The 26,310-nt window shown below is 57.0% G+C and carries 20 protein-coding genes; 10 read left to right on the top strand and 10 right to left on the bottom strand.

The features are described 5' to 3' along the window. Positions 1 to 26 precede the first annotated feature (26 nt). Genes MWU49_RS00100 through MWU49_RS00070 form a run of 7 tightly spaced genes read left to right on the top strand, consistent with a single transcriptional unit; the run spans position 27 to position 7,590 of the window. Entirely contained in the window at positions 27 to 2,264 is a 2,238-nt protein-coding gene (locus MWU49_RS00100; RefSeq protein ID WP_246966724.1) for a chemotaxis protein CheW, read from the top strand. Beyond that, the gene (locus tag MWU49_RS00095; protein ID WP_246966722.1) at positions 2,254 to 2,745 is read left to right on the top strand and encodes a chemotaxis protein CheW; all 492 of its coding nucleotides are present in this window, start codon (positions 2,254 to 2,256) and stop codon (positions 2,743 to 2,745) included. Before MWU49_RS00100 ends, MWU49_RS00095 begins: the two co-directional genes overlap by 11 nt. 22 nt (positions 2,746 to 2,767) lie before the next feature. Then, positions 2,768 to 4,783, top strand: a complete 2,016-nt coding sequence (locus tag MWU49_RS00090) for a methyl-accepting chemotaxis protein (protein ID WP_246966720.1) — start codon at positions 2,768 to 2,770, stop codon at positions 4,781 to 4,783. A gap of 12 nt (positions 4,784 to 4,795) precedes the next feature. Continuing rightward, positions 4,796 to 5,179, top strand: coding sequence for a response regulator (locus MWU49_RS00085; protein WP_246966718.1), 384 nt, complete (start codon positions 4,796 to 4,798; stop codon positions 5,177 to 5,179). After that, the gene (locus MWU49_RS00080) at positions 5,176 to 6,297 is read left to right on the top strand and encodes a chemotaxis response regulator protein-glutamate methylesterase (protein ID WP_246966716.1); all 1,122 of its coding nucleotides are present in this window, start codon (positions 5,176 to 5,178) and stop codon (positions 6,295 to 6,297) included. The genes MWU49_RS00085 and MWU49_RS00080 overlap by 4 nt, the downstream gene beginning before the upstream one ends. Then, positions 6,294 to 7,118, top strand: a complete 825-nt coding sequence (locus MWU49_RS00075; protein ID WP_246966714.1) for a protein-glutamate O-methyltransferase CheR — start codon at positions 6,294 to 6,296, stop codon at positions 7,116 to 7,118. Before MWU49_RS00080 ends, MWU49_RS00075 begins: the two co-directional genes overlap by 4 nt. A gap of 31 nt (positions 7,119 to 7,149) precedes the next feature. Next, positions 7,150 to 7,590: a chemotaxis protein CheX gene (locus tag MWU49_RS00070; protein ID WP_246966712.1), complete on the top strand. Its 441-nt coding sequence runs from the start codon at positions 7,150 to 7,152 to the stop codon at positions 7,588 to 7,590. 419 nt (positions 7,591 to 8,009) lie between these two features. On the opposite strand, the gene MWU49_RS00065 is transcribed toward MWU49_RS00070, so the two are convergent. The 9 genes from MWU49_RS00065 to MWU49_RS00025 all read right to left on the bottom strand — a co-directional run bounded on the left by MWU49_RS00065 (position 8,010) and on the right by MWU49_RS00025 (position 18,884). After that, positions 8,010 to 8,720 (bottom strand): phosphoadenylyl-sulfate reductase, encoded by a 711-nt coding sequence (locus MWU49_RS00065; protein ID WP_246966710.1) that lies wholly within the window; start codon positions 8,718 to 8,720, stop codon positions 8,010 to 8,012. 1,102 nt (positions 8,721 to 9,822) lie between these two features. After that, positions 9,823 to 10,506 (bottom strand): uracil-DNA glycosylase, encoded by a 684-nt coding sequence (gene ung, locus MWU49_RS00060; RefSeq protein ID WP_246966708.1) that lies wholly within the window; start codon positions 10,504 to 10,506, stop codon positions 9,823 to 9,825. Then, positions 10,499 to 11,167, bottom strand: a complete 669-nt coding sequence (locus MWU49_RS00055) for a TetR family transcriptional regulator (protein WP_246966706.1) — start codon at positions 11,165 to 11,167, stop codon at positions 10,499 to 10,501. Before MWU49_RS00055 ends, ung begins: the two co-directional genes overlap by 8 nt. 93 nt (positions 11,168 to 11,260) lie before the next feature. Then, positions 11,261 to 12,760: a lysine--tRNA ligase gene (gene lysS / locus MWU49_RS00050; RefSeq protein WP_246966704.1), complete on the bottom strand. Its 1,500-nt coding sequence runs from the start codon at positions 12,758 to 12,760 to the stop codon at positions 11,261 to 11,263. An 83-nt stretch (positions 12,761 to 12,843) separates the two neighbouring features. Then, a protein-coding gene (gene prfB, locus MWU49_RS00045) for a peptide chain release factor 2 (RefSeq protein WP_246966702.1) occupies positions 12,844 to 13,960 on the bottom strand; the annotation gives its coding sequence in 2 pieces (ribosomal slippage) (positions 12,844 to 13,887 and positions 13,889 to 13,960; 1,116 coding nt in all). Between the two features lie 108 nt (positions 13,961 to 14,068). Continuing rightward, positions 14,069 to 14,353 (bottom strand): hypothetical protein, encoded by a 285-nt coding sequence (locus tag MWU49_RS00040; RefSeq protein WP_246966700.1) that lies wholly within the window; start codon positions 14,351 to 14,353, stop codon positions 14,069 to 14,071. 717 nt (positions 14,354 to 15,070) lie between these two features. Next, a complete protein-coding gene (locus MWU49_RS00035) occupies positions 15,071 to 15,610 on the bottom strand; it encodes a lipocalin family protein (RefSeq protein ID WP_246966698.1) in 540 nt (179 codons plus the stop codon). 239 nt (positions 15,611 to 15,849) lie between these two features. Then, on the bottom strand, positions 15,850 to 16,293 hold the full coding sequence (locus tag MWU49_RS00030) for a transposase (protein WP_246966696.1): 444 nt from the start codon (positions 16,291 to 16,293) through the stop codon (positions 15,850 to 15,852). 320 nt (positions 16,294 to 16,613) lie between these two features. Next, positions 16,614 to 18,884, bottom strand: a complete 2,271-nt coding sequence (locus MWU49_RS00025) for a molybdopterin-dependent oxidoreductase (RefSeq protein WP_246966694.1) — start codon at positions 18,882 to 18,884, stop codon at positions 16,614 to 16,616. Between the two features lie 1,532 nt (positions 18,885 to 20,416). On the opposite strand from MWU49_RS00025, the gene fadB reads away from it, so the two are divergent. The 3 genes from fadB to MWU49_RS00010 all read left to right on the top strand — a co-directional run bounded on the left by fadB (position 20,417) and on the right by MWU49_RS00010 (position 25,106). Continuing rightward, complete coding sequence (gene fadB, locus MWU49_RS00020) at positions 20,417 to 22,564, top strand: fatty acid oxidation complex subunit alpha FadB (protein WP_246966692.1); 2,148 nt, start codon at positions 20,417 to 20,419, stop codon at positions 22,562 to 22,564. 26 nt (positions 22,565 to 22,590) lie between these two features. Continuing rightward, positions 22,591 to 23,766: an acetyl-CoA C-acyltransferase FadA gene (fadA, locus tag MWU49_RS00015; protein WP_246966690.1), complete on the top strand. Its 1,176-nt coding sequence runs from the start codon at positions 22,591 to 22,593 to the stop codon at positions 23,764 to 23,766. A 1,109-nt stretch (positions 23,767 to 24,875) separates the two neighbouring features. After that, the gene (locus tag MWU49_RS00010) at positions 24,876 to 25,106 is read left to right on the top strand and encodes a hypothetical protein (RefSeq protein ID WP_246966688.1); all 231 of its coding nucleotides are present in this window, start codon (positions 24,876 to 24,878) and stop codon (positions 25,104 to 25,106) included. A 315-nt stretch (positions 25,107 to 25,421) separates the two neighbouring features. Here the strand turns inward: MWU49_RS00010 and MWU49_RS00005 are convergent, their stop codons facing one another. After that, positions 25,422 to 26,024, bottom strand: a complete 603-nt coding sequence (locus MWU49_RS00005) for an SLATT domain-containing protein (RefSeq protein ID WP_246966686.1) — start codon at positions 26,022 to 26,024, stop codon at positions 25,422 to 25,424. Positions 26,025 to 26,310 lie beyond the last annotated feature (286 nt).

Genomic DNA, 26,310 nt, shown 5'->3' with positions numbered 1-26,310 from the left:
GAACAACCACATAACCGGGACTGGTCATGCCACAAAATGATAAAGCGCTACAGAGCTTCCTGATCGAGAGCGATGAGAATCTGGCGCAACTGGAACAGGACATCGTCGCCCTGGAGCGCGCTCCGGACGATAGCGAATGTGTCGCCAGCGCCTTCCGGGCCATTCATACCATCAAGGGCACCTGCGGATTTTTCGGGTTCAGTCACCTGGAAGCGCTAACCCATCTGATGGAAGACATCCTCGGCGCCATGCGCGACGGGCACCTGAAAATGGATCTGGATATCGCCGCCGCGCTGCTCGATGGCGTGGATGAAATCCGGGTTTTCCTCAAGCGCATCAACAACGACGGCAACGATGGTGATTCCGCTCCCGACGCGCTGATGGCGCGACTGCACGAACTGGTGCCGGAAAAAAGTGCCGACGAACCAGCCGTGGTGATTCCTGAACCGGAAGTGGAAACCTCCAGTGCAGTGACCATCAGCGAGGAACCGGTTGCAGAAAAGGGGGAAACCACTACAGCGGCAGAGGCGGAAACCGTTGCCTCCGACCTGGAAGAAAAAGACGACCATCCTGACAACCCTTCAGCCGCAAACCCGACGCCCTCCGACAGCACGGTACGCGTTGATGTTGTCCTCCTGGACAAGCTGATGAACGTGGTAGGCGAACTGGTACTGACCCGCAACCAGCTGCTGCAACATGCCGCCAGCCAGAACGACTCCCAGCTGGTCAACCTTTCCCAGCGCCTCAATCTGGTCACCAGTGAATTGCAGGAAGGCCTGATGCAGACGCGCATGCAGCCCATCCGCAACGCCTGGGCCACTTACCCGCGCCTGCTCCGTGACCTGGAAAAGAAAACCGGCAAGAAAGTCACCCCGATCCTCAAGGGTGGCGATACCGAACTGGACCGCAGCCTGCTGGAAGCGATTCGCGATCCGCTGATTCACCTGGTACGCAATGCCGTGGATCACGGCATCGAATCCCCCGAAACCCGTGTGGCCGCTGGCAAACCCGAAGCCGGGACCCTGACCCTCAGCGCCTACCATGAAAGCGGTAATGTCACCGTTGAAATCACCGACGATGGCAAAGGTCTGGACAGCAAGAAAATCATCGCCCGGGCACTGGCCGCCGGCCTTCTACACCCCGACCAGGTGGATTCGCTGACCGAGCGGGAAAAGATTCGCTATATCTTCCAGCCCGGCTTCTCCACCGCCGAAACCGTCAACGACTTGTCCGGCCGTGGTGTCGGTCTGGATGTGGTGCGCAACAATGTGGAACGCATTGGCGGCTCCATCGACATCAAGAGCACGCCGGGCAAAGGCACTACCTTCAAACTCAAGATTCCGCTCACCCTGGCCATCGTCCCGGCCCTGATTGTCCGCTGTCTGCATCAGCGTTTCGCCATCCCCCAGGTCAACCTGCTGGAAGTGGTCTACGTGGAAGCCGACAAGCTGGAAGAAGATATCCAGACAGTCCATGACGCCCTGGTGTATCGCCTGCGCGGTCGCCTGCTGCCACTGGTGGACATGCGCTCCCTGATGCACATGGGCACACCGGAAAAGCAGCACGACCAGTTCATTCTGGTGCTCACCGCAGACCAGCAGGAATTCGGCTTGCTGGTGGATGACGTGCGTGACACCGAGGAAATCGTGGTCAAACCATTGGGCCGCCTGCTCAAGGACAACCCCTGCTTCGCCGGCGCCACCATCATGGGTGATGGCCGCGTGGCCCTGATTCTGGATGTGAAATCCACCGCCGACTTCGCCGGTGTCACCCGCCAGGATCGCAAACTCAACCAGCAGGCACATATGGACGACCAGAGCCATCAGCCCATCAACGTGGCGGAAAACTTCTTGCTGGTTCGTCCCAACGAGCAAACCGGCCGTTCCGCCATTTCCCTGTCCAAGGTTTCCCGTCTCGAAGAAGTCAGCCGCGACCTGATCGAATACTCCGCCGGCCGGGAAGTGATTCAGTACCGCGGCAAGATCCTGCCGCTGATTCGCCTCGGAGAAGATACTGACAAGCATGACGATAACGAGATGATCCGCATCGTGGTGCAACCCACCGAGTTTGGTGAGGTGGGCCTGGTGGTCAACGACATCATCGACATCGTCTCCGACGACAAGGCCAATATCGAGAAAGTCGCCAAGTCCGACGGCATTCTCGGTGCCGGCATCCTCCAGGGGCACATCACTGATTTCATCGACAGTGACGCCCTGTTCAACCACTACCGTGACATGAACAACGGAGGCCGGGATGAACACTGATCAACTACTTTGCACCTTTACCGTGGCCGACAAGAGCTATGGCGTGATCGTGGACAACGTGCAGGAAGTCCTGGCCAACCACCAGATCACCGATATACCGCTGGCGCCGCCCGGGGTCATGGGCCTGATGAACATCCGCGGTCGTATCGTTCCGGCCATCGCCCTGCGCAAGGTGTTACGCCTGGAAGAGAAAGTCCGTAGCGATGACGACGATGGGGAAGACAACATCTTCAACATCATCATCAACCACGACGGCGAACAGGTGGGCCTGATGGTCGACCAGATCGGCGACATCATCACCATCAACCCGGACGACATCGAAGCGCCGCCGGAAACCCTGAAAGGCGCCGCGCGACGCTTCATGTATGGCGTTTTTTCCGTGCAGGGCAACCTGCATCTGCTACTTGACCTAGACACTCTGCTTGAAGACGAGATGTGTACCCGCTCCCTGAGTGAAAACACACGCAGCGTATTGCAATAGCCAGCGACAAGGACAGTGACTGATGAGTAATGAACAGAACAATATCAATACCGACTCCATCTACGAAAAGGTAGGCGGCGAACCTGCCATCAAGGCGGTGGTGTCGGAGTTCTATGACCGGGTGCTGGCAGATCCAACACTCGCCCCCTTCTTTCGTCACAAGCAACGAAAGGGCCTGGAAAAGCTTCAGGTCAAATTCTTCAGCCAGGCGCTGGGCGGCCCTCAGAACTACGACGGCCGGGCCATGGATGAAGCCCACAAATCCCTGAACATCACTGCCAAATCCTTCGGCAAGGTCGCTGAACATCTTCATGAGACCTTGCTGGCGGTTGGCGTAGACGACGACCTTGCCGAACAAATCATGCAGGCAGTAGCACCTCTCAAGGAGCAAATCGTGAACGAGCCCAATACTAATCAAAACAACGGCAGCCAGGCAGGCAGCGATGCAGCACTGCGTGACGTGGACATCGAAACCTCCGTGACCGACAGTCTGGAAGGGGTGAAAGCCACGCTCGAGAGTTTGCAGGCCAATGTCTTCGTTGCCGATACCAACCTGAACATTGTCTACATCAACCCGCGTGCTACCGAAACGCTGGCCACCATCTCCCAGCCGATCTACAACACCTTCGGCGTGCGTATTGAAGAAATTCTCAACGGCCATATCCACCGTTTCCACCGTGATCCGAAACGGGTAGAGAGCATTCTTCGCAACCCCAATGCCCTGCCCCATTCTGCGGATTTCAACTTCGGCGGGGTCACCCTGCGCACCCGTATCAACGCAGTGACCACCAGCGAAAACAAGATCGCCGGCTACACCGTGTGCTGGGATGACGTGACCACCGAACTGCGTCAGGAAAACGAGTTCCGCCGGGTCATGAACATGGTGGATCAGATGCCCACCAATGTGTTCCTGTGTGACCGGGATCTGAAGATCGTATATCTGAACCCATCGGCCAGTGTCACCATGAAGAATCTGGAAGCGCATCTGCCGATCAAGGCCAGCGAGCTGCTGGGCACCAACATCGATATCTTCCACAAGCATCCCGAACACCAGCGCCGCATCCTGTCCGATCCCACCAACCTGCCCTATCGCGCCCGCATCAGCATTGGCGACGAGAAGGCCGACCTGCTGGTGAACGCCATCTACGATGCTGAAGGCAGCTATGTGGGCCCGATGCTGACCTGGGAAATCGTCACCGAGAAGGTACTGCTGGAAGAACGTATCCGCGGCACCGTTGAAGTACTGGCGACCTCTTCCGAAGAAATGATCGCCACCAGCGACCAGATGGGCTCCAACGCTGCTATCACCAGCCGCGAAGCGAACTCTGCGGTGAACACTGCCGATGACATCAACGAAAACGTACAGGCGGTATCCACCAGCATTGAAGAGATGGGTGCCAGCATCAAGGAAATCGCCAAAAACGCCACCGACGCCGCCCGCGTTGCTGACGAGGCGGTAAGCATCGCCGAAGGCACCAACACCACCATCAGCAGCCTGGGCACCAGCAGTGCCGAGATTGGCAAGGTGATCAAGGTCATTACCGGTATTGCCCAGCAAACCAACCTGCTGGCACTGAACGCCACCATCGAAGCGGCGCGTGCCGGTGATGCAGGCCGCGGCTTCGCCGTTGTGGCCAACGAGGTGAAAGAGCTGGCCAAGGAAACCGGCCGGGCCACCGAGGACATCGGCCAGAAGATCGAAGCTATCCAGGTAGATGTGAAAGGCGCTATCGAAGGCATCGCCCGTATCAGCGAAGTGATTCACCACATCAGCCAGGTACAGGGCTCCATCGCCTCCGCAGTGGAAGAGCAGACCATCACCACCAATGAAATGGGCCGCCGCGTTGGCGATGCCGCCAAGGGCACCAACGAAGTGGCAACCAACATCAGCGGTGTGGCAGAGGCCGCCAAGAGCACCAACGCCGGCGTGGAAAGCATGCGTCAGGCGGCGGCGGAACTGGCCAAGCTGTCTGCAGATCTGCAAACCCTGGTCGTGGATGCCGAGCGCAACTCACGAGCCGACAATCAGTCCAAGTAAGGAGAAACTGCCATGGCGACTCCGCAAGCACTTGTTATTGACGACTCACGGGCCATGCGCCTGATCCTCGGTGACTTGCTGAACCAGCTTGGCTATGAAACCCACGAAGCAGGAGATGGCCAACAGGCCATCTCCATGCTCGAGGAAGATGCCAACATTCCGAGCCTGGCACTGGTGGACTGGAACATGCCGGTCATGAACGGGCTGGATTTCATCAAGGCCGTGCGCGGACAGAACTGCTACACCAACATGAAGTTGCTGGTGGTCACCAGTGAAGCCGAAGTGGGCCATATGGTAGAAGCCCTCACCGCCGGTGCGGATGAATACCTGATGAAGCCGTTCTCGTCCGAAGCGCTGGCCAGCAAACTGGAAATGCTGGGGTTACGCCACGCATGAACCGAATCCGTGTCTTTCTGGTGGATGACACCGCCGCAGTACGACACATCCTCACCCAGATTCTGGAAGAAGATCCGGACATTGTGGTGGTCGGCACCGCCTCCGATGGCCAGCAAGGCCTGGAACGCCTGAAGCGGGTGGAAGCCGATCTGCTCATTCTGGATGTGGAAATGCCGGGCATGGGTGGGCTGGAAATGCTCAAGGCATTGAAGGAACAAAAATCCACCATGCCGGTGCTGGTATTCAGTTCCATCACCGAACGCGGCGCCATGGTCACCATCGAAGCGCTGTCCTTGGGCGCCAGCGATTATGTGCCCAAACCGGCCATGGTCGGCACCGCTGCAGAAGCCCGCGATTACATCCGCAACAGCCTGCTCGGCAAGATCAAGTCACTGTTCAAGCTGGAGCCGGTGGTCGCAGAAAAACCCCGCAACATTGTCATCCAGCCCAGCGCCAGCAGCTATCGCCGCATCCCCTCCCGGGTGGATCTTGTTGTGATCGGTTCCTCCATGGGGGGACCAAAGGCGCTTGGCGAAGTCATGGCCGCCTTGCCCGAAGATTTCCCGGTACCGATCCTGTTGGTGCAACACATGCCGGCTGTCTTCACCAAGGCGCTGGCCGAGCGACTCAACCAGAACAGCCCGCTGCTGATCCGCGAATGCGATCAACCCACGGTGGTGGAGCCCGGCCAGGTATTGCTGGCCGCCGGTGACTATCACATGACCGTCAGCAAGCAGGGGGATCAGATTGTGGCCTCTCCGCTGCGCTCCGAGCCGGTGAACTTCTGCCGCCCTGCCGTGGACGTGTTGTTCAATGCCGCCGCCGAACATTTCGGTGCCAATACCCTGGCCGTGGTGCTCACCGGCATGGGTCAGGACGGTCTGGAAGGTTGTCGCACCCTGTCTGAAACCGGTGCCCAGATCCTGGTACAGGACCGCGCCAGCAGTGCCATCTGGGGGATGCCCGGAGCGGTATCCCGCGCCGGCCTGGCCTGCGCAGAATATCCCCTGGTGAAGATGGCGGATGAAATTACCCGGCGAGTGAATCGGGGACGCCCCACGTTCCGCTCCCGCCTGGACCGCCAGAATGGCGGCAATCAACACGAGGTTCAGGGATGAGCGAAATCCACCCCGAAAATTACAGCCACCTGCGTAATTTGTTGTTCGAGCGTATCGCCGTCAACCTGCCCGATGACAAGGCCTATCTGGCGGAAGCCCGCCTGCACAGCCTGGCCCGCGAATATACCAGCGGCGATATCAATGCCCTGATCGAAAAGGCCTGCAACGATCCCGAAGATGAGCTGCGCTGCCAGCTGATCGAAGCCATGGCCATCAATGAAACCTATTTTTTCCGCGATCCGATTTTCAACGAAAGCTTCACTGAACACATGCTCCCCAACCTGATGGAGCGCCGTCGCAAGGAAAGAAGCCTGAAGATCTGGAGCGCTGCCTGCAGTACCGGCCAGGAGCCCTACAGCATTGCCATGTTGCTGGAAGATCGCTTTCCGGAGCTCAGGGAGTGGGACGTTCAGATCGTCGCCAGTGACTTCTCGCGCAAGTCCCTGAGCAAGGCCCGCAGCGGCCGCTACAGCCTCACCGAAATGAACCGAGGCCTGCCGGCACGCTTCATGGCCCTGTATTTCGAGCAGGATGGGCTGGAGTGGCAGGTAAAAAAGCCCATACGAGACAAGGTGGACTTTCAGTCCATCAACCTGATTCAGCAATGGCCGGAAGAGCTGCCTGCTTTCGACATCATCCTGCTGCGAAACGTGCTGATCTACTTTTCACTGGCCGATCGCAACCTGGTGCTCAGCAAGATGCGCCGGCAGGCCCGGCATGACGGCTACCTGTTGCTTGGTGCCGCAGAAAACCTGGAAAAATGCAGCGGATTCAAACCCGTACAAGCCAGCAAATACGGTTCGTTCTTCCAACCGACATAAGCCCGAATACTGTTAACAAAAGGTGCACGACATGGACTCTCAATCAGCACAACTGTCAATGAAGATCGCCCGTATCGGCAGCACGGTGATGAATGATTTTCTGAAGATCCCGGTGCATACCGAAGAGGCACCGGCCACCACCTTGCCCTGCGGTTCCGCGATTACCATCTCCGGTGGCTGGAAAGGCAGCATCACCATCAGCAGCAGCGACGAACTCAGCCGCCGCATAGCCGCTGCCATGTTCCGCAAGGAAGATGACAATGTGGAACCGCGCGACATCACCGATGCCATGAACGAACTCACCAACATCATCGCCGGTAACATCAAGGCCATTCTCCCCGGCCCCAGCCAGCTTTCCCTGCCTGTCACACTGGAAACCGTACCGGAAGCCAGCCAGGGCTCCTTGCTGGTCCAGCTCGGAGACAACAAGGCCGGCCACCTGCTGATCTGCGTGCAACCAGGATTGCATTGACGCAACACGCTGCACGCAACAGGCAACACGCGATCCGTGGCCGGGTCCAGAGGCGTGCAGCGCTTCCCTCTCTCACTGCTTCCGTACCTTCATCACCATGAGGCAGACCTTTATCACGCCACCCGCTTTCCCGTAGGAGCCCATGCTTGCATGGCGATCCCAAACCACCTCGCCGAACACTCTGGATTCCAGAATCCTTGCCAGGCAGACCACCCCAAAAGTGTCATCGCGGATTTACGGGAATGTGCTACTCCTGCGCTTTAACCCTCCCTCAAAGAACGCTGTGCCCTCTGTGGTAAATCCGCTTTTGATCTTTGCGTGAAGCCTGTTGCAGCCGCAGAGCGGCACAAAAAAGGCCGCCCCCTCTCGGGAGCGGCCTTTCGCGTGTTGCATGAAGCGTGATGCGTGCAGCGTCTCAGTTACAAATGAATACCGCACTCGGTTTTGCCTTTACCCTTCCAGCGGCCGTCCCGGCCTTCACCCTTGAAGGTGCAATGGCTGCAACCGATAGAGTCATAGCCTTCTGCCACCAGCGGATGGAACGGCAAGTCGTGCTCGGCGATGTAGTTGTCACGCTCTTCCTTGCTGACATCAATCATGGGATTGAATTTGATCATGCCACGGCGCTCTTCAAAGATTTCCAGCCCTGAACGATGCTCCGTGGTCCAACCCATCAGGCTTGAAATCCACAGGTCGTAGTTTTCCTTGGCTTCTTCCAGCGGGTTGACCTTGTTCACCTGACAGCACAGATCAGGGTCGGTTTCCCACATCTGGTTGTCCAGCGACACCTGGTGATGATCCGGATCCGGTTTTACGTCCACCACAGTCAGGCCGAAACGCTCGATCAGGTAATCCTTGTACTCAATCGTCTTCTCGAAGTGGTAACCGGTATCGATAAAGTGCACCGGCTGCTCGGGACGAATGGTAGAAATGATATGCAGGAAATACGCAGAGGTGGCCGCGAACGAGGAGGTCACCATGATCTTCTCAGCCGGAAAATCCTGATAGACACGGCGGATGCGCTCTTCAAAGCTCAACGGAGCATAAACACGGTTCAGCTCAGCCAGGGTCTCTTTGGACAGACCGGCTGTATTGTCACCGAAACGTGTAATCATTTGAGCACTACCCATGATATTCGAGCCTCGCTTTCAGGATTGGCGAGTGGTCATGATAGGGGCTGAGAGAAGAATATAAAGGAATATATAGTGATAGTTTTATGCCTCTTCGGAATATACGAAAATGCGTTATTTCCGGGTAAATACCCACCATATCGGCGAAATTCCACAGCTGTTGCCAGCCCCACTGCCCGCAGGGCCAGTTCAGCCCAACGTCGCCACCACAAGAGTGACATACCAGGATTACCAAAAGCTTAACCCGACAGCCCGCCTTCCAAACCAGACTCGGTGTCGGTTGATTTGGCATGCAGGCAAAGACTTACAGGGAGCCCCCTGTAGGAGCCTGCCTGCAGGCGATCCGAGCCAAGGCGAGGTAAGGATTCCAGAGAGAAGAGATACGAGTTTCGGGTCTCGAAAATCTTTAACCCCAAAAATGCGCGAGGTGTTTAGGCTTTTCGAACCTGGTCACTTAAAACTCGCATCTTTTTACCTCGCTTAGGCTCGGATCGCTTGCAGGCAAGTTATTCGCTTCGCACTCCGTGCGTTACTCCGCTTCACTACGTTCCCACAGCGGCTTCGTAGAAATGCAGAAGCTCGAAAACTTTTCGGCCTCCTACACCTATCTAGAACGTTTGCACGAGAAAAGAACACCAATGCCATCAGCACGGCATCTTCCCCGTTAGAGTGAGTCGAGGAACGGAAGGATCTGGCGGCGTAGAGCAAAAAACCTGTCTGAGCGGAGCGAGTCTTTTTTGCGTCCGCCAGATCGTGAGTACCGGAGTGTACCCGCGGAGCGGGTCGAACGGAGTCGGGGCGCGGGGGAGTCCAGAGGGGTGTCGCGTCACACCCCTTTGGGCCCGTCCGGCGAGGACACGCACGTGCCATAGTGCGATGACATATCAGCAGGAGTCATGTCAGCCAGGTGAGAGCCACCACCACCGCAGATTCGCACCTCAAGTTCATGCAGTTCGAACAGAGTCTCTGGAATCCTTACCTCGCTTGGGCTCGGATCGCGAGCAGGCTCGCTCCTACGGCTGCTTCGTAGAAATCCAGGAACGCTGGGAAGGGGGCCTTTCTTAATCCAATCGAGCGTAGCTCATAGCTCGCAGCTTGTAGCTCAGTCCGGCACCGACCAGTCGATGGCGTCCTTACCCTGTTGCAGCAGGTACTGGTTGGCCCGGGAGAAGTGGCCACAGCCAAGGAAACCGCGGTGGGCGGACAAGGGGGAAGGATGGGGGGCCGTAAGTACGCAGTGGCGCTCTCGGTCGATCAGGCGCCCCTTCTTCTGGGCATGGCTGCCCCAGAGCAGGAACACCAACCCGTCCCGGTCGCGGTTGAGCTGGTCGATGGCTTCATCGGTAAAGGTTTCCCAGCCCTGCTTCTGGTGGGACGCAGCCTGACCAGCTTCCACCGTGAGCACCGCATTGAGCAGCAACACGCCCTGCTCGGCCCAGTGAGTCAGATTGCCATGGGAGGGAATCTGCAGGCCCAGATCACGGTGAATCTCCTTGTAGATATTCACCAGTGACGGCGGCGTCTTCACGTCACGCTGGACAGAAAAACACAGGCCATGAGCCTGGTCGGGACCGTGATAGGGATCCTGGCCAAGGATCACCACTTTCACCTTCTCGAAGGGTGTCAGGTTGAAGGCATTGAAGATGTCCGGCCCGGCCGGATAGACGGTCTTGCCCGCCTGCTTCTGTGCGCCCAGAAAGGCACGCAGACGGACCATGTAGTCCTTGTCGAACTCACCACCAAGATGCGCCTGCCAACCGGCTTCCAGTGGCTGGGCATCAGCCATGGGGCAACAACTTGTCGACCAGGTTGCACAGACGGGCTTCCACAAACCCCGGCTCGGCATGTTCCGGGTGCACCAGCAGCCGTTGTTCCAGCGTCATCATGGTAGACAGGATCAGTTCCGCATCCAGGCGAGGATTGCTGGTGCCGAGCAGCTCGGTGGCGATTTTCAGGCTTTCCAGCTGCTGACGCAGGTACAGGTCCGCCAGCGCACTGAGCCGGTCATCCAGCACCGCTTCCTGCAGAAACGCCTGCTCGGCGACCAGATGGCCACGTCGTTGCTGGAATTCGTTGATGATGAAGCCAGACAGCATCTGGCCGACCATGGTCACCGTCTTCTTGCGAGCGGCCGGATCGGCCAGACTCTCACGATCGAAATTCGACAGCACGGCGAAGGCCTGCTGCTTGAACGGCTCGATCACCTCGGTGAGCGCCCGCTCGGCAAAGAGGGTGAAGGTATCTGCGATCAGATCGGAGATATCCTTGAAATAGTAGGTGGTTGCAGACAGTGGCACATCCGCTTCCCGGGCCACCGCGCGATGCCGGACAGCACGAATACCGTCCTTGACGATAATCGCCAGGGCCGCTTCCAGAATGGCCTGGCGGCGCTGTTCACTGCCCGCACGACGGGCTTTTCGACCTTGGTACTGAATTACGTTTGTCATGGACACAGCAAGCCTTTGTTATAAACAGGGTTGTGTCACTCTCCCACTGCCCGCATGGGCGGGGGCACAAGCCGTGCCCCAAATAAAGTATGTTTACCCGCGCCCCTGGGGACGCATATGCGGAAACAGAATGACATCACGGATCGACGGGGAATCGGTAAACAACATAACCAGACGGTCAATACCAATCCCTTCACCGGCCGTGGGCGGCAACCCGTGTTCCAGGGCCACCACATAATCTTCATCGAAGAACATGGCTTCGTCGTCACCCGCATCCTTTTCGGCAACCTGAGCCTGAAAACGTTCCGCCTGGTCTTCAGCATCATTCAATTCCGAGAAACCGTTGCCGATTTCACGGCCACCGATAAAGAACTCGAAGCGCTCGGTCACGAACGGATTGTCATCCATACGGCGGGCCAGCGGCGACACCTCGGTGGGGTACTCGGTGATAAAGGTCGGATCCTTGAGGCGGTGCTCCACCGTCTTCTCGAAGATCTCGATCTGTACCTTGCCCAGACCGTAGCTGTCTTTCAGCGGGATGCCCAGACCTTCCGCAATCTTGCGGGCACCAGCATCATCCGCCAGCGCAGCCGGATCCATGTCCGGGTTAAAGTGCAGGATAGACTCAACCACCGTCATCCGCGCGAAGGGTTTGCCAAAGTCATACACTTCGCCCTGATAATTCACATCAGTGGTACCGAGCACATCTTGTGCCAGGGTGCGCAGCATGTCTTCGGTGAGATCCATCAGGTCCAGGTAGTTACCGTAGGCCTGGTAGAACTCCAGCATGGTGAATTCCGGGTTATGACGGGTGGAAAGCCCCTCATTACGGAAGTTGCGGTTGATCTCGAACACCTTCTCGAAACCGCCGACCACCAGCCGCTTCAGGTACAGCTCAGGCGCGATACGCAGGAACATTTCCATGTCCAGGCTGTTGTGATGGGTCACGAACGGCCGCGCCGTGGCGCCACCGGGGATCACCTGCAGCATGGGCGTTTCCGCTTCCACAAAGCCCTTCTTGACCAGGTAATTGCGGATACCGGCCACAACCTGGGCACGGATCTGGAAGGCCCGGCGGCTTTCCTCGTTGACGATCAGGTCCACGTAACGCTGACGGTAACGGGCTTCGGTGTCGGTCAGCCCCTTGTGCTTTTCAGGCAGCGGGCGCAGCGACTTGGTGAGCAGCAGGTACTCTTCCATCATCACGTACAGGTCACCCTTGCCGGATTTGCACAGGGTACCTTTCACACCAATGATATCGCCCAGATCCCAGTGCTTGGTGTCCTTCTGGACATCCTTGCTGGCATAAATCTGGATACGGCCGGACATGTCCTGCAGCACCTTGAACGACTTGCGGTCCAGCATCAGACGACCAGCCACGGCCACCTGAATGCCCTTCTCTTCCAGCTCTTCCTTGCTCAGCTCGCCGTACTGTGCCTGCAGCTCGGCCGCCAGGGAATCACGGCGGAAGTGGTTGGGGAACGCATTGCCCGCTTCACGCAGCTCGGCCAGCTTGGCACGACGCTCGGCAATCAGGCGATTCTCGGATTCCTGCTGTTCGACGGTGTTCTGTGTGGTTTCGTCTTGGCTCATGACTCTGTGCTTCCGGTATCTCGGCCAGCCGCCGGGGCCTGTCGATGTCTCGTCAGGCCTCGGGCGTCAGGCGTCCAGCGTAATTACAATCCCGCTTTCAGGGACGCTTCAATAAAGGGATCCAGGGCGCCATCGAGAACCGCCTGGGTATTGCGGTTCTCCACGCCGGTGCGCAGATCCTTGATGCGGGCATCGTCCAGCACGTAGGAACGGATCTGGCTGCCCCAGCCGATATCCGCCTTGCTGTTTTCCAGGGCCTGCTTCTCGGCATTGCGGCGCTGCATTTCCAGCTCGTAGACCTTGGCCTGCATCATCTTCATGGCCTTGTCCTTGTTCTGGTGCTGGCTTCGCTCGCTCTGGCACTGGGTCACCACCGTGTGCTCGGTGCCGCCTTCATCCTTGAACACGTAAGTCAGACGTACCGCAGAATCGGTCCGGTTAACGTGCTGACCACCGGCGCCGGAAGCCCGGTAGGTATCCACCCGCATGTTGCCCATATCGATCTCGATATCGATATCGTCATCCACTTCCGGGGATACGAACACAGAGCTGAAAGAGGTGTGGCGACGACCGCCGGAATCGAACGGGCTCTTGCGCACCAGGCGGTGCACGCCGGTTTCGGTGCGCAGCCAGCCGTAGGCGTAGTCGCCTTCAAAACGGATAGTGGCAGACTTGATGCCGGCCACGTCGCCGGCAGAGGCTTCCACCAACTCGGTCTTGAAGCCGTGGGCTTCGCCCCAGCGCAGGTACATGCGCAGCAGCATCTCGCCCCAGTCCTGGGCCTCGGTACCGCCGGAGCCGGCCTGGATATCCAGGTAGGCATTACAGGGGTCCATCTGCCCGGAGAACATGCGGCGGAATTCCAGGTCGCCGACCAGCTTTTCCAGTCGCTCCAGCTCGCTTTCCACTTCCGGCAGGCTGTCTTCGTCGCCCTCTTCCACCACCAGTTCCAGCAGGTCCTGGGTATCGGTGATGCCCTGGGTGGAATCGTCGATGGTCTTCACCACCGCTTCCAGCTGGGCGCGTTCCTTACCCAGACCCTGGGCGTAGTCCGGATCGTTCCAGACATCCGGGCTTTCCAGCTCGCGGGAAACCTCGGTCAGGCGCTCATGCTTGGTAGCATAGTCAAAGATACCCCCTAAGCGCTTCCACACGCTCAGCGAGGTCAGAAAGATGGGTTCGCAGCGGATTGACTTCCATTACGTCTCTCTTCAGATCGTCAAATGATCGGAGGTCGGGCCTGCCGGAACAGGCCCGGGAAAACGGCGCAGTTTAGCGGTTTGCGCCGCTGCTGACGAGAGGCGTACGTCAGTTCTTGAGTTCGTAAACGTGGTAGGCCTGGGCTTTCATGTGATCAATGGTGGTACCCAGGTAGCTGGCATTGTCAGGAATGCCGGAGCCGGTAGTGAATACCTTGAAAGTACGCACTTCCTTGGGGGTGTCGATCACGGTATCCGCGTCCACTTCCACCCACATGCAGATAGCCGCATCCTGCAGGATGTAATCCACTTTCAGCACCGTGCCCGATTCCGGCAGGCGGATTTCCTGCACATCGGTAGACACGTTGAGGCGGTGCTTGTGTATCGTTTTCATCGGGTCCCCTCCGTTAAGGACACAAAGACGGAAGGCGATAGCCCGCCGCCAGAGTCAATGCAGGCAAGGCCTTGTGGGCCCCGCATCAAAGAAACAGCAACCCTCCGTTTCCCATACGTAGAGGGAGGAGGCAGAGCGCAATCCTAGCAAAGCCCCCCGGCCCCGAACAGCAATTGTCGACAATTTTCCCGGACAATAAAAAAGGGGCTTCGCGGATTAGCGGGAATCAGCAGCTAGGGAGGCCGCCCCGCAAGAGCGTCGCTCTTGTGCTCGTCAGGTCAAGCAGCGCTATTGCCCAGCGTCGTTAATGGCAGATTTACCACAGAGGACACAGAGATCACTGAGGAAAGACGGTTTTTCTCTGTGAACTCCGTGCTCTCTGTGGTGAAAAAGGGTTTGGTTTCAGCTCTTAGCGTCAAGCGTCTGGCGGCCGCGAAGCGACCATAAAAAAGGTTCATCGCGGATTAGCGGGAAAGCCTGACAGAACATCAGTGCCAGCAAACGTTGCTCCGATTCTCACAGTGGGAGCTTGCTTGCAAGCGAAAGGGTTTTGGTCGAGCGTGGGAAAAACTTCGTTTGCAAGCAAACTCCCACAACAAGATCGACAATCGCCTTCAACCAACCCTGGCCCTGTTTCTCATAATTCCGCGATGAACCATAAAAAGCGCCCCGACGCTAACCGCGTCGAGGCACTCCCCGCCCGCATGGCTTACGAACTTACCCCTCGCCAGCCCCTTCGGGCCACTGCTGCGGCACCATCATGAGCCCGTTCAGGCTGTAGCCCTGCTCCCTCGCCACCGCTTTGAGAGACTCAAGCCGCGCCTCACTGATCTGCGGCTCGCGGGCCATGATCCAAAGGTAATCCCGCTTCTGCCGGCCGATCACCGTGTACTGGTATTCTTCATCCACAAACAACACCCGGTAATCCGCCTTGAAAGGCCAGATAAAACGCATGCCCCAGATCGCCGGGTTCTCCGGGCTGACAAACCCGGTGGGAGTCATCTGCTTGAACTCCCCATTAAAGCTGTTCTTGCGGAAGGTAAAGGTGGTGGACACCTTGTACGGCCCAACGCGCTGATAGCTCTCCATGGCGTTATGGGCGCCTTTCTCCGGCAACGTGGGAATGTTGGCGATCACGTACCAGTCGCCCATGAAACGGTCCAGGTCAAAAGGGCTGGCGACCTTGATGGGGTCTTCGGGAAGAGATTGGCAGGCTTGCAGCATGAACAGACTCACAATCAACAGTATCAAGCGCATGGTGGGCTCCACAGTTGAAAGTAGTATTGCGGGCAACGGGACAAGGCGGAGTGAAGAAGCCTTTTGCAGACCAGCCACCGTCCGCCCCCTGCAGGACGGCCCTTTTGAGTGCGTGAAGCGGACAGCCATACAGGCATGACTGTGGGCTTGCGGGCAACGCCCGCCCACATCGCCTTGCGAGCAAGGCTCCTACAAGTGAAAAGCCTGCACCCTGAACATTACCCACAGCCCTTGCCGCCTCACAACCAGGCCGCATCCCAATATGGAAAATCCCCCACCCGCTCCACCAAACCCGCCCGCAACGGGTTGGCAATCACATACCGGGCAGTGGGCAAAAGATCCCGCTCATGTCTCAGGGCATGGTCATGAAACCCCTTCTGCCACAACGGCATCCCTGCCAGACGCGAGGTTTTGCCCTTCAACATGCGCACCGTCTGCGACAGAGAATAGGTGCCCTTGAGCGAAAACATCCAGTGGCAGTGATCCGGCATCACCACGTAACACCAGTTATGACAGGCCCCAACGGCATCCAGCTCAACCAGAGTCCGACTCACCAGCCGGGCCGTATGATGATCATCAAAGAAAGGGTAACGGTGACGCGTCACCGTGGTAATCAGGTAGGCCTGATAAGGCTGAGAGACACGGCCTGTTCTCAGGTTCTGGCTGTGAAATTCGCTTTCCATGCCACGAGTGTGAAATGGCGAGGGAGCATCACCAATCAGCCAAAGCGGAAACCCGCGTCAGCGAAAACGCCAGCCAATGTGAGCCACAGCCCCGCTCACCGTAAGCCCACCGCCCAAGGTCTTGCATGACTGGAGCGAAGCGGAAGAACGTCCGCAGGACGGCCCGAAGGGTGAACGCAGCGAATAATCCGTGCTTACAGACGATAAGCGCTTGCGGGCAGCGCCCGCCAACATCGCCTTGCAAGCAAGGCTCCTACAGGGAAAAGCCCGCGATGGACCGCCTTGTGGAAAGGCGGCCCTGCGGGATGGGCAGGGGGCTATCAGGCGCTGGTGGTGGCCTTCTTTTTGGTTTTGGCGCGCGGCTTGGGTTTGCTGGCGGCTTCCACCTTCACCGGCACCCCGTTGATCTGCGCCATGGCAGTTACCGATTCCACCCGGCTACTGGTGATCACATCATTCACGCTGGCACCACCGGCCCGGCGGGCCACCTCCAGCTGCACCCCCGGGCGGTCATGGCCCCAGCCGTGGGGCACGCTGATCACGCCTGGCATGATGTCGTCGCTGACCCAGGCAGGCAGGGTGATGCGGCCAGCATCACTGCTGAGCACCAGATCATCCCCTTCCGCCACGCCGAGACGCTCGGCATCCTGGGGATGGATCAACACATTACAGCGCTTTTTCCCTTTCACCAGCCGCTGGCTGTTGTGCATCCAGGAATTGTTACTGCGCACGTGTCGACGACCGATCATCAGCATCTCGTCCGGCTTCGGCACCTTGGGTGACGGCAGCCCCTGCAAGGCACGGAAATACAGCGCCGGTACCAGGTTGATACGCTGGTCGCGGGTAAACAGCCGTGCCGGCAAAGCCGGTTGCAGCGGGCCCAGATCAATACCATGGGGATTGTCTTTCAGGGACTGGAACGTCAGCCCGTTCTGCTTGCCACGGAGCAGCTTCCAGGCCTGGCGGGGCAGCGTGTGCAGCCCGTCTTCCTTGAGTGCGGCCATCACCTTGCCGCCGGCACCATAGGGGCCAACGCGCAGGCCCAGATCAATGATCCCGGTGTCCTTGAGGCGATGCATGAAGCGGTCCGCCGCGGCAATCTGCAACCGCTCTCGGGTGGTCTTGGCCTTGAGGCGATTCAAGCGCGTGGCCAGCCCGTTGAGAATTTCCCAGTCATGCATCGAGCCTTCCGGCTTCTCCACCAGCGGCGGGGTGTACTTGACCACATTACGCACCGCCACGGCCTGGAACACCGGGTCGAACTGGCCGTGCTCCAGCTGCCCGGTGGGCGGCAGGATGATATTGGCGTGGCGGGTGGTTTCATTGATGTAGAGGTCGATGCTGACCATGAATTCCAGCCCTTCCAGGGCAGAATCCAGCTTGTTGCCATCCGGGCAGGACATCACCGGGTTACCGGCATGGGACACAAAGGCTTTCACCTGCCCCTTGCCGGGGGTGAGCATTTCATCGGCCAGGGTGGTCACCGGGAATTCCCCGGAAAACTCAGGGTAACCGTGCACCCGACTGCGATAGCGATCGAAACTGCCGGCCTCGCCACCCAAAGCCCCCAGCGCCACGATATCGAACGCTGGCTTGGTGAACATCACCCCGCCTTCGCGATCCAGATTGCCGGTTATGATATTGAGCACATACACCAGCCAGGCGCTGAGCGTGCTGTGCGGGCTGGTGGTCAGTCCCACGCGGGCGTAGATGGCCGCACGCGGTGCTGCAGCAATATCCCGGGCCAGCTTGCGAATCGCTTCCGGGCTGATGCCCACCGCCTCGGACACTTTTTCCGGGGTCCAGTTCTCGGTGAGTTTCTGCAGATCACCCTTGCCATCCAGAATATTGTCTAGCCTGCCCGGGGCCACCAGCAGCTCCTTGTAAAGCACCTGAATCAGCGACAGCAGCAGATACACATCGGTACCCGGTCGCACAAAATGATGCTCATCAGCCACCTCAGCGGTTTCTGTCCGGCGTGGATCCACCACCACCAGTTTGCCGCCGCGTTTTTTCAGATCCTTGAGCCGGTTCTTCACATCCGGCACGGTCATGATGGAGCCATTCGAAGCCAGCGGATTACCGCCAATCACCATGAAGTAATCGGTATGGTCGATATCCGGAATCGGGAACATGGCCTGGTTGCCGAACAGCTGCCACGCGGCCAGCTGGTGAGGCAGCTGATCCACCGAGGTAGCGCTGTAGCGCTGGCGGGTGCCAATGGCCTTGATCAGGGGCAGCAGGCTGAACAGTGCGCCGTGGTTGTGGGCAGTGGGGTTACCGAAATACATGGCCACCGCATTCTTGCCATGGCGCTCCTGCACCTCGTGCAGACGCCGGGCAGTCTCATCCAGCGCTTCATCCCAGCTGATCGGCACCCAACCATCCACCGTGCGCTTGACCGGATGACGCAACCGATCCGGGTCATGGTGCAGGTCCTGCAGGGCCACCGCCTTGGGACAGACATGGCCACGACTGAACGGGTCCTGCTTGTCACCCCGGATAGACAGAATCTCATCACCGCGGTGCTCAATCTCGATGCCGCACATGGCTTCACACAGATTACAGGTGTGGAAGTGAGTGGTTTTCATCCTTGACCTCATTGTCGGCTGCACAGGCTCTGGCACAGATTCACTGTTACCGGTCGTGCCTTAATAGAAGACTTACCTTGATACCAGAGCTGTAATGAGGATGCCATGATTTGGCACAAGCGCGAGGCGAATGGCCCACTCAGTACCTACTATCTATCTGTGTACTACAGGCCTTCAACGGCAGACAGGAAAGCCAGAGCCCGGGGATGTGCACGGGGATGTTTTGGTGGGAACTCTCTGTGCTCGTCAGCCAATGGCAGAAGGCCACCCCTGCACCCCGCCCCCAGCCGGTGCACTGTGCATAAAACCGCTCATTCTCCCAACGGTCACTTTTATCGGTAAAAGAGACTATAAAAAAACGCGCTTAGCCGTAGGGTTGGCCTGCTTTATGCACATCACAATAAGAGTGTCACCCTTGGTAACGCTGCCGCGCCCCAATTTTGTACACAGATTTATGTCAATGGGATTTTTATGATCTCAAATTGTGACGTACGTGTGAAATACGCATAAAATTAAGCGTAACCAACTGATATTGTTGACTTTAATTTAAAGGTCATTTTTTAACCAGTTCGTCCTCAGCCCATAATTTACAGTGATTTTTGGTGGTTCAGCACCAGCTATACACAGAGATATCCACAGTTACTGTGGAAAACCCTGATAGATCCCCCCTGGCTATAACCACTTGCGAGGGGATTTAGCACCATTTGCGATAACTCCTTGACGGTTTTGCACAATGGCGATTTGCCCTCAGTCATATAGCTGTCACCCTTTCGTCACAACTTCTGGCGCGAATTACAACCCCTAACCTATTGAAATGGGTAGAAATTATTCAGCGAACAAAAAAGGAGCAAAATGCGAGAAATGCCGTTATCACTGGGCTGCAGCCGGTTGTCGTCAGCTTATCAACATTTTTATCCACAGGTTTTGTGCACGCTTTTCGGTGAAGTATTGATCAAGCCAGCCTGGCCCGGTGCATGGCCAAAAATTCACCTGGCGAAAAACCACACAAACCGCCGAAAGCCTCATTAATAAAGGCCTGCAGCCCCTTATCCGGCATTCCCTAACAGTGTTATCCACAGCGATCGTGGATACTTTACCGCTTGTGGATACAGCGTATTCACCCCGCTAGCCACCCGGTTAGCCCCGTTTCAGCGCCGCCTGTCTGCTGTTACCGCAAAAAGGATGAGCAGCCATCTCCGGATTATCCTTTTGGCGCATCCCGGTAACACTTCATCCAGCCCAGTCCTGCCTCACCACCAGGCTCTGCCGTCCCTACCAAAAGGATCCGCCTTTTAACGCCACAAACGACATCGCTCACACCAATTACGCCATCTCATGGCATCCGACCAGCGGGTCACAATTAGGGGCTAAAAAAACCCTTCACGTTCCCTATACTTGCGGGCCTACAAGTTCGTTGATTTATGTAAGCAAACACTCACATGAATCACGTCGCCTCCCCTATTTCAGGGACCAGGGGGCATTACCAAAGCGGCCGGTTGCGCCGCGTACTTTGGGACTGGAGAGCAAACGCTATGATCTATCAAGGCAACGCCGTAAGCGTACAACTGCTTGACGACGGCATCGCCGAACTGAAGTTCGATCTTCAGGGCGAGTCCGTTAACAAGTTCAACCAGGAAACCGTGGAAGATCTCGGTAAGGCCGTCGAAGCCATTCAGGGCAACAGCGACATCAAGGGCCTGATCGTGACCTCCGGCAAAGGGGTTTTCATCGTTGGCGCTGACATCACCGAATTCACCGACATGTTCAAACTGCCGGAAGACGAAATCGCCGGCTGGTGTCTGAAATCCAACAAGGTCTTCAACGCATTCGAAGATCTGGACATCCCCAAAGTGGTCGCCGTCAACGGCATCGCCCTGGGTGGTGGTCTGGAAATGTGTCTGGCTGCCGACTTCCGCGTGCTCAGCGAGAAGGCTCAGGTAGGTCTGCCGGAAGTGAAGCTGGGCCTGTTCCCGGGCTTCGGTGGCACCGTGCGCATGCCGCGCCTGATCGGTGTGGACAATGCCGTTGAGTGGATCGCCGCTGGCGGCCAGCACAACGCCGCCAAGGCCCTGAAAGTGGGTGTTGCCGATGCCGTTGTCGCTCACGACAAACTGCAAGATGCCGCCATCGCGCTGGTCAAGCAGTGCCTGGAAGGCAAGATCGACTTCCGCGCCAAGCGTCAGGAAAAGCTCGAGCCCCTGAAGCTGCCGCCCATGGAAAACATGATGGCCTTCCAGACCTGCATGGCCATGGTCATGGGTCAGGCTGGCAAGAACTACCCGGCTCCGGTTGCCGCTGTTAAAGCCATGCAGACTGCTGCTGGCATGAACCGCGACCAGGCCCTGGAAGTGGAAGCCAAAGGCTTCGCCAAGATCGCCAAGACCCCGCAAGCCACCGCGCTGGTAGGTCTGTTCCTGGCCGATCAGGCCGTGAAGAAAGTCAACGGCAAGACGGCCAAAGGCACCAAGGCCATCGATCAGGCTGCTGTACTGGGCGCCGGCATCATGGGTGGCGGTATCGCCTTCCAGTCTGCTCTCAAAGGCACCCCGATCATCATGAAGGACATCGCCGACAAGGCGCTGGACCTGGGCATGAACGAAGCCACCAAGCTGCTCGCCAAGCGCGTCAGCAAGGGCAAGATGGATGCCGCCAAGATGGGTAAAGTCCTGTCTGCCATCCGTCCGACCCTGAACTACGGTGACTTCGACAACGTCAACGTGATCGTTGAAGCTGTGGTCGAAAACCAGAAGATCAAGCAGTCCGTTCTGGCCGAAACCGAAGGCAAAGTGAAGGAAGGCACCGTACTGGCGTCCAACACCTCCACTATCTCCATCACCAAGCTGGCCGAAGCCCTTGAACGTCCGCAGGACTTCGCCGGTATGCACTTCTTCAACCCGGTACACATGATGCCGCTGGTGGAAGTGATCCGTGGTGAGAAGACCTCCGACGAAACCGTGGCGACCCTGGTGGCCTACGCCCAGAAAATGGGCAAGAACCCCATCGTGGTGAACGACTGCCCCGGGTTCCTGGTTAACCGCGTTCTGTTCCCGTACTTCGGCGGCTTCGGCATGCTGATGCGTGACGGCGCTGACTTCCAGGCCGTGGACAAAGTCATGCAGAAGTTCGGCTGGCCCATGGGCCCCGCTTACCTGATGGACGTGGTTGGCATCGACACCGGTGTTCACGCTGCTGCCGTTATGGCGGAAGGCTTCCCTGAGCGTATGCAGTACGACTTCAAAGACGTCTCCACCGTGATGTTCGAAAACAACCGTTACGGTCAGAAGAACGGCGTTGGCTTCTACAAGTACGAGCTGGACAAGAAAGGCAAGACCCAGAAGGTTGTCGACGAAACCACTTACGAGCTGATCAAGCCGCACGTTGCCGAAACCAAAGAGTTCGATGCCGAAGAAATCATCGCTCGCATGATGATTCCGATGTGCACCGAGACCGTTCGCTGTCTGGAAGACAACATTGTAGGTTCCGCTGCCGAGGCCGACATGGCCATGATCTACGGCATCGGCTTCCCTCCCTTCCGTGGTGGCCCGCTGCGCTACATCGACAGCATCGGCGTACAAGCCTTTGTTGAGCTGTGCGACAAGTACGCGCACCTGGGTGGCATCTACGAAGCACCGCAGATGCTCAAAGACATGGCCGCCAAGGGCGAGTCTTTCTTCGCCTAAGCCACGGACTGACAGGAGATATAGAAATGAGTTTGAATCCTAATGACGTAGTCATCGTCGACGCGGTCCGTACCCCCATGGGCAAGAGCCGTAATGGCCAGTTCCGTAACGTGCGTGCCGAAAAACTGTCTGCCCTGCTGATCGAAGCACTCATGGAGCGCAACCCGGGCTGGGACATTCAGCAGACCGAAGACGTGATCTGGGGCTGTGTAAACCAGACCAAAGAACAGGGCATGAACATCGCCCGTAACATCGCCATGCTGGCCGGCCTGCCGCGCACCAGCGCCGCGCAAACCGTGAACCGTCTGTGTGGTTCTTCCATGCAGGCGCTGCACTCCGCCGCCCAGGCCATCCAGACCGGCAACGGCGACGTGTTCGTCATCGGTGGTGTGGAGCACATGGGTCACGTGGCCATGGATCACGGTGTCGACATCAACCCGGAGATCTCCAAGGTGACCGCCAAGGCCTCCAACATGATGGGCCTGACCGCGGAAATGCTCGGCAAGATGCACGGCATCAGCCGTGAGCAGCAGGACGAGTTCGGTGTGCGTTCCCACCGTCTGGCCTGGGAAGCTACCCAGGAAGGTCGCTGGAAGAACGAGATCGTTCCCATCGAAGGTCACGATCAGGAAGGCAACAAGGTCCTGTGTGAAATCGACGAAGTGATCCGTCCCGGTGCCACCCTGGCTGACATGCAGAAACTGCGTCCGGTGTTCGATCCGGCCAACGGTACTGTGACTGCCGGTACTTCTTCTGCCCTGTCCGACGGTGCGTCCGCCATGCTGGTCATGAGCGCTGCCAAGGCTGAAGAAATGGGCCTCAAGCCCCGCGCCCGCATCGTCTCCATGGCCGTTGCCGGCTGCGACGCCGCCATCATGGGTTACGGTCCCGTACCGGCCACCCAGAAGGCCCTGGCACGCGCAGGCCTGACCATCGACGACATCGACTACGTGGAGCTGAACGAAGCGTTCGCCGCCCAGTCCCTGCCGGTGGCCAAGGATCTGAAGCTGCTGGACAAGATGGAAGAGAAAGTAAACCTGAACGGTGGCGCCATCGCCCTGGGTCACCCGCTGGGCTGCTCCGGTGCACGTATCACCGGCACCCTGCTGAACGTACTGGAATGGAAAGGCGGTAAATACGGCCTGGCCACCATGTGTATCGGCCTGGGTCAGGGTATCGCTACCATCATCGAGCGAGTCTGATCTTAAGCCCCTCTCCCGCTTGCGGGAGAGGGGTTTGGGGAGAGGGCGCTTTTAAATCGCCCTCCTCGCTCAGCAATTTCCGGCCCCGCCTCACAAGGGCAGGACTGGAAACAAAAAACCCCGGCTTATCCGCCGGGGTTTTTCTTTGTGGGCCGCTTCGCGGCTGCATCATGCTTCACGCAACAGGCGTCACGCAAAACCATCGAGACTTCACCGCAGGAGTCCATGCTTGCATGACGACCCCGCGAAGCGGGGTTCACCGAAGCTCAGCCTAAAGCGCACGGGGCAAGACCTGACCCCGGCTCTTTTATTGGGTGTCCTGTTGTTGTGCCACTTTCCGGCCCCGCCTCACAAGGGCAGGCCAGGGAACAAAAGAACCCGACTTATCCGCCGGTTTTTTTCTTCCCCCCTTCCGTCGAACTTTACTTTAGTTAACAATCGTCAGTATTGAGCATCCTTTGTGCTCTAGGGATGAGAGCTAGGTCAAGGAGCAAGTCATCAGGGTTACGAACAAAAGAGAGGCTTACGAGCAGTATCAGAAGCTTCGACTTCATGCCTATGCATCTGTCCAAAGTTCATATCATCTTGTGCAGATGGTGCCGAATCCTCTACTTCTATCCGAGTTATGTACTGCTAATATTCAAGAAGCTTTAAGCTGGAAAAGTTCGGTTAATTTAAAACCACTTCTCCGCAAAGCTAGAACTGCTCGGCCTCGCAATTTCAGCTTAGCAATTTTTCATGTAACACCAACTCAAGAAGCAACCCTTTGTGGCATAGCTTATGGAGTCACCTCTAAAGGGAGAGGCTCAACAGGACATGTTAGGATTGACTACTTGGCTCGAAACCCAGAAGTAGAGCATTTCAAGGGTGAAATAGGCGGAATCGCCCTTTCATGCGCGACCGAGTACGCACAACTCATTGATAAAAAAAGGGTTATTCTTACAAACCCTATAGACGAACCAAGGCTTAGAGCATATTATGATCGCCTATTCGACAATAGGTTTTGCAAATCGAATAGACAAATCCCATACCCTTATTACTATTGCGACTTGTAATTCCTACCCCGAGGCGCCAGTATATAAGGGCATTTAAACGAAATGAGGCACATCATGAGTGCAGCAGCTGAGCAGTTCACATATAAAGCTGAGGAGAACAGTGAATCTCCTGTAGTTACTATCCCTGCTGTCCTTTCAGATGAAGAGCTGAGTGCAGTTCGTGCGAGCTTGGGACTTAAAAAGCGACTCCATCGCACTAAACAGAGCGAAGCATTTTTGAATAAGCTCAGAGAAGTTAAACTCGAAGGACAAGCGCCTTCAGACTGGGCAGGACCAACCAAATAAGAAGCCCGAAACCGGGCCTTACAGCCCTCATTAGTATCTTAAAGCCCGCACAAGCGGGCTTTTTACTTTTTTCTACACTCGGGCAAGCTGGAGATACACGCTAGAAACCCCCGTCTACTGCGGCTTTAAGCTGGAACACCCATAAATCTTCAGAGAGCAGCTAATTTATGAGTGTCCTGTTGTTGATCAGGCGCGTGAGAGATTTGCTAATTGATGGGTGTCCTTTTGTTGTTTCCTTTTGTTGTTTGATATAAATACCCCGCCCGGCATCACGGCTTTACTCGGTAATAGATTGGCTTCCCTGCAGTGTCCGGCTTACGGATAGAGGTAGCCGCAGGCAGCCTTTGAAATTGGTGCTAGATAGAAAACTAATGCCACAGTAAGTGCTGTTACTGTTGCGCTCAGCGATAGTGGTACCTTGTCCCGCATGAACTTAAAATTAAGCTGTTCATCCACCCAGCCAATCTGTTGCTCCCAGAAGAACTTGTAATGCGCATACCAGTTGCTAAATATCATTTGGTGAGGGCAGCTAATCTCGGTGTAGGCTTTATCGATTTGCTGTAGCTCATTCCGATGTTCCTGAGTCACTGCGTCCGCAGATTTTACCGCGTAGTAAAGGCGTTTCAGGTCATTGTAAAGATCCGTTAGGCTCTTTCCATTGTCTGCGTATTCTTGACGTCTTGATGCGTACGGCGTGATATAGAGTCCAGATATACCTAGGATGAGAAATGTCGCAGATAAGGCCTTTATATTAAGGTCTTCGAAAATCAATGCGAATACGCCGAAGGCAAACGAGGTAAAGCTGATTAGCCCAGGGGCCTTCAAGATAATGTCATACGTTGCGAAATGCTTCTTCGCTCCGAAACCTACGTTGTAGGCAGTTTCTGCGACGTTCTTAAGAAGTGTTTCCTTGCTCATTATGTCCTCCTATTGGATTGGGACATGAATTCTTGATTTGGCTACGACTACACCGTTCTTGACGGCGTAGCAATCGACTACATGCTCTCCATTGAAGCAAGTCCGTTCCTTTCGAGACCGATATCCTTCATCTATAAAAATTTGAGTTATTGTCAAATCTGGTGTACGGGCTCAGGCGGCGTTCCTGTCTGACTGATCCTGTACTTGTTCCCCATCCTTGAATTTCACGTTGTTGACCACGAGGGCCAGCAGATCAAATCCCTTGATCCGTTTCCAGCGCTTCTGC

It is taken from the genome of Alcanivorax sp. S6407 (assembly GCF_023016115.1).
GTDB lineage: Bacteria > Pseudomonadota > Gammaproteobacteria > Pseudomonadales > Alcanivoracaceae > Alcanivorax.
The sequence above is the reverse complement of the archived record's forward strand: the minus strand, read 5'-3'. Positions and strand labels throughout refer to the sequence as shown.

Bases quoted from the DNA above. Each gene is read 5' to 3' on its own strand.
- MWU49_RS00100 (WP_246966724.1), top strand. From the start codon at position 27: ATGCCACAAAATGATAAAGCGCTACAGAGCTTCCTGATCGAGAGCGAT.
- MWU49_RS00095 (WP_246966722.1), top strand. From the start codon at position 2,254: ATGAACACTGATCAACTACTTTGCACCTTTACCGTGGCCGACAAGAGC.
- MWU49_RS00090 (WP_246966720.1), top strand. From the start codon at position 2,768: ATGAGTAATGAACAGAACAATATCAATACCGACTCCATCTACGAAAAG.
- MWU49_RS00085 (WP_246966718.1), top strand. From the start codon at position 4,796: ATGGCGACTCCGCAAGCACTTGTTATTGACGACTCACGGGCCATGCGC.
- MWU49_RS00080 (WP_246966716.1), top strand. From the start codon at position 5,176: ATGAACCGAATCCGTGTCTTTCTGGTGGATGACACCGCCGCAGTACGA.
- MWU49_RS00075 (WP_246966714.1), top strand. From the start codon at position 6,294: ATGAGCGAAATCCACCCCGAAAATTACAGCCACCTGCGTAATTTGTTG.
- MWU49_RS00070 (WP_246966712.1), top strand. From the start codon at position 7,150: ATGGACTCTCAATCAGCACAACTGTCAATGAAGATCGCCCGTATCGGC.
- MWU49_RS00065 (WP_246966710.1), bottom strand. From the start codon at position 8,720: ATGGGTAGTGCTCAAATGATTACACGTTTCGGTGACAATACAGCCGGT.
- ung (WP_246966708.1), bottom strand. From the start codon at position 10,506: ATGGCTGATGCCCAGCCACTGGAAGCCGGTTGGCAGGCGCATCTTGGT.
- MWU49_RS00055 (WP_246966706.1), bottom strand. From the start codon at position 11,167: ATGACAAACGTAATTCAGTACCAAGGTCGAAAAGCCCGTCGTGCGGGC.
- lysS (WP_246966704.1), bottom strand. From the start codon at position 12,760: ATGAGCCAAGACGAAACCACACAGAACACCGTCGAACAGCAGGAATCC.
- MWU49_RS00040 (WP_246966700.1), bottom strand. From the start codon at position 14,353: ATGAAAACGATACACAAGCACCGCCTCAACGTGTCTACCGATGTGCAG.
- MWU49_RS00035 (WP_246966698.1), bottom strand. From the start codon at position 15,610: ATGCGCTTGATACTGTTGATTGTGAGTCTGTTCATGCTGCAAGCCTGC.
- MWU49_RS00030 (WP_246966696.1), bottom strand. From the start codon at position 16,293: ATGGAAAGCGAATTTCACAGCCAGAACCTGAGAACAGGCCGTGTCTCT.
- MWU49_RS00025 (WP_246966694.1), bottom strand. From the start codon at position 18,884: ATGAAAACCACTCACTTCCACACCTGTAATCTGTGTGAAGCCATGTGC.
- fadB (WP_246966692.1), top strand. From the start codon at position 20,417: ATGATCTATCAAGGCAACGCCGTAAGCGTACAACTGCTTGACGACGGC.
- fadA (WP_246966690.1), top strand. From the start codon at position 22,591: ATGAGTTTGAATCCTAATGACGTAGTCATCGTCGACGCGGTCCGTACC.
- MWU49_RS00010 (WP_246966688.1), top strand. From the start codon at position 24,876: ATGAGTGCAGCAGCTGAGCAGTTCACATATAAAGCTGAGGAGAACAGT.
- MWU49_RS00005 (WP_246966686.1), bottom strand. From the start codon at position 26,024: ATGAGCAAGGAAACACTTCTTAAGAACGTCGCAGAAACTGCCTACAAC.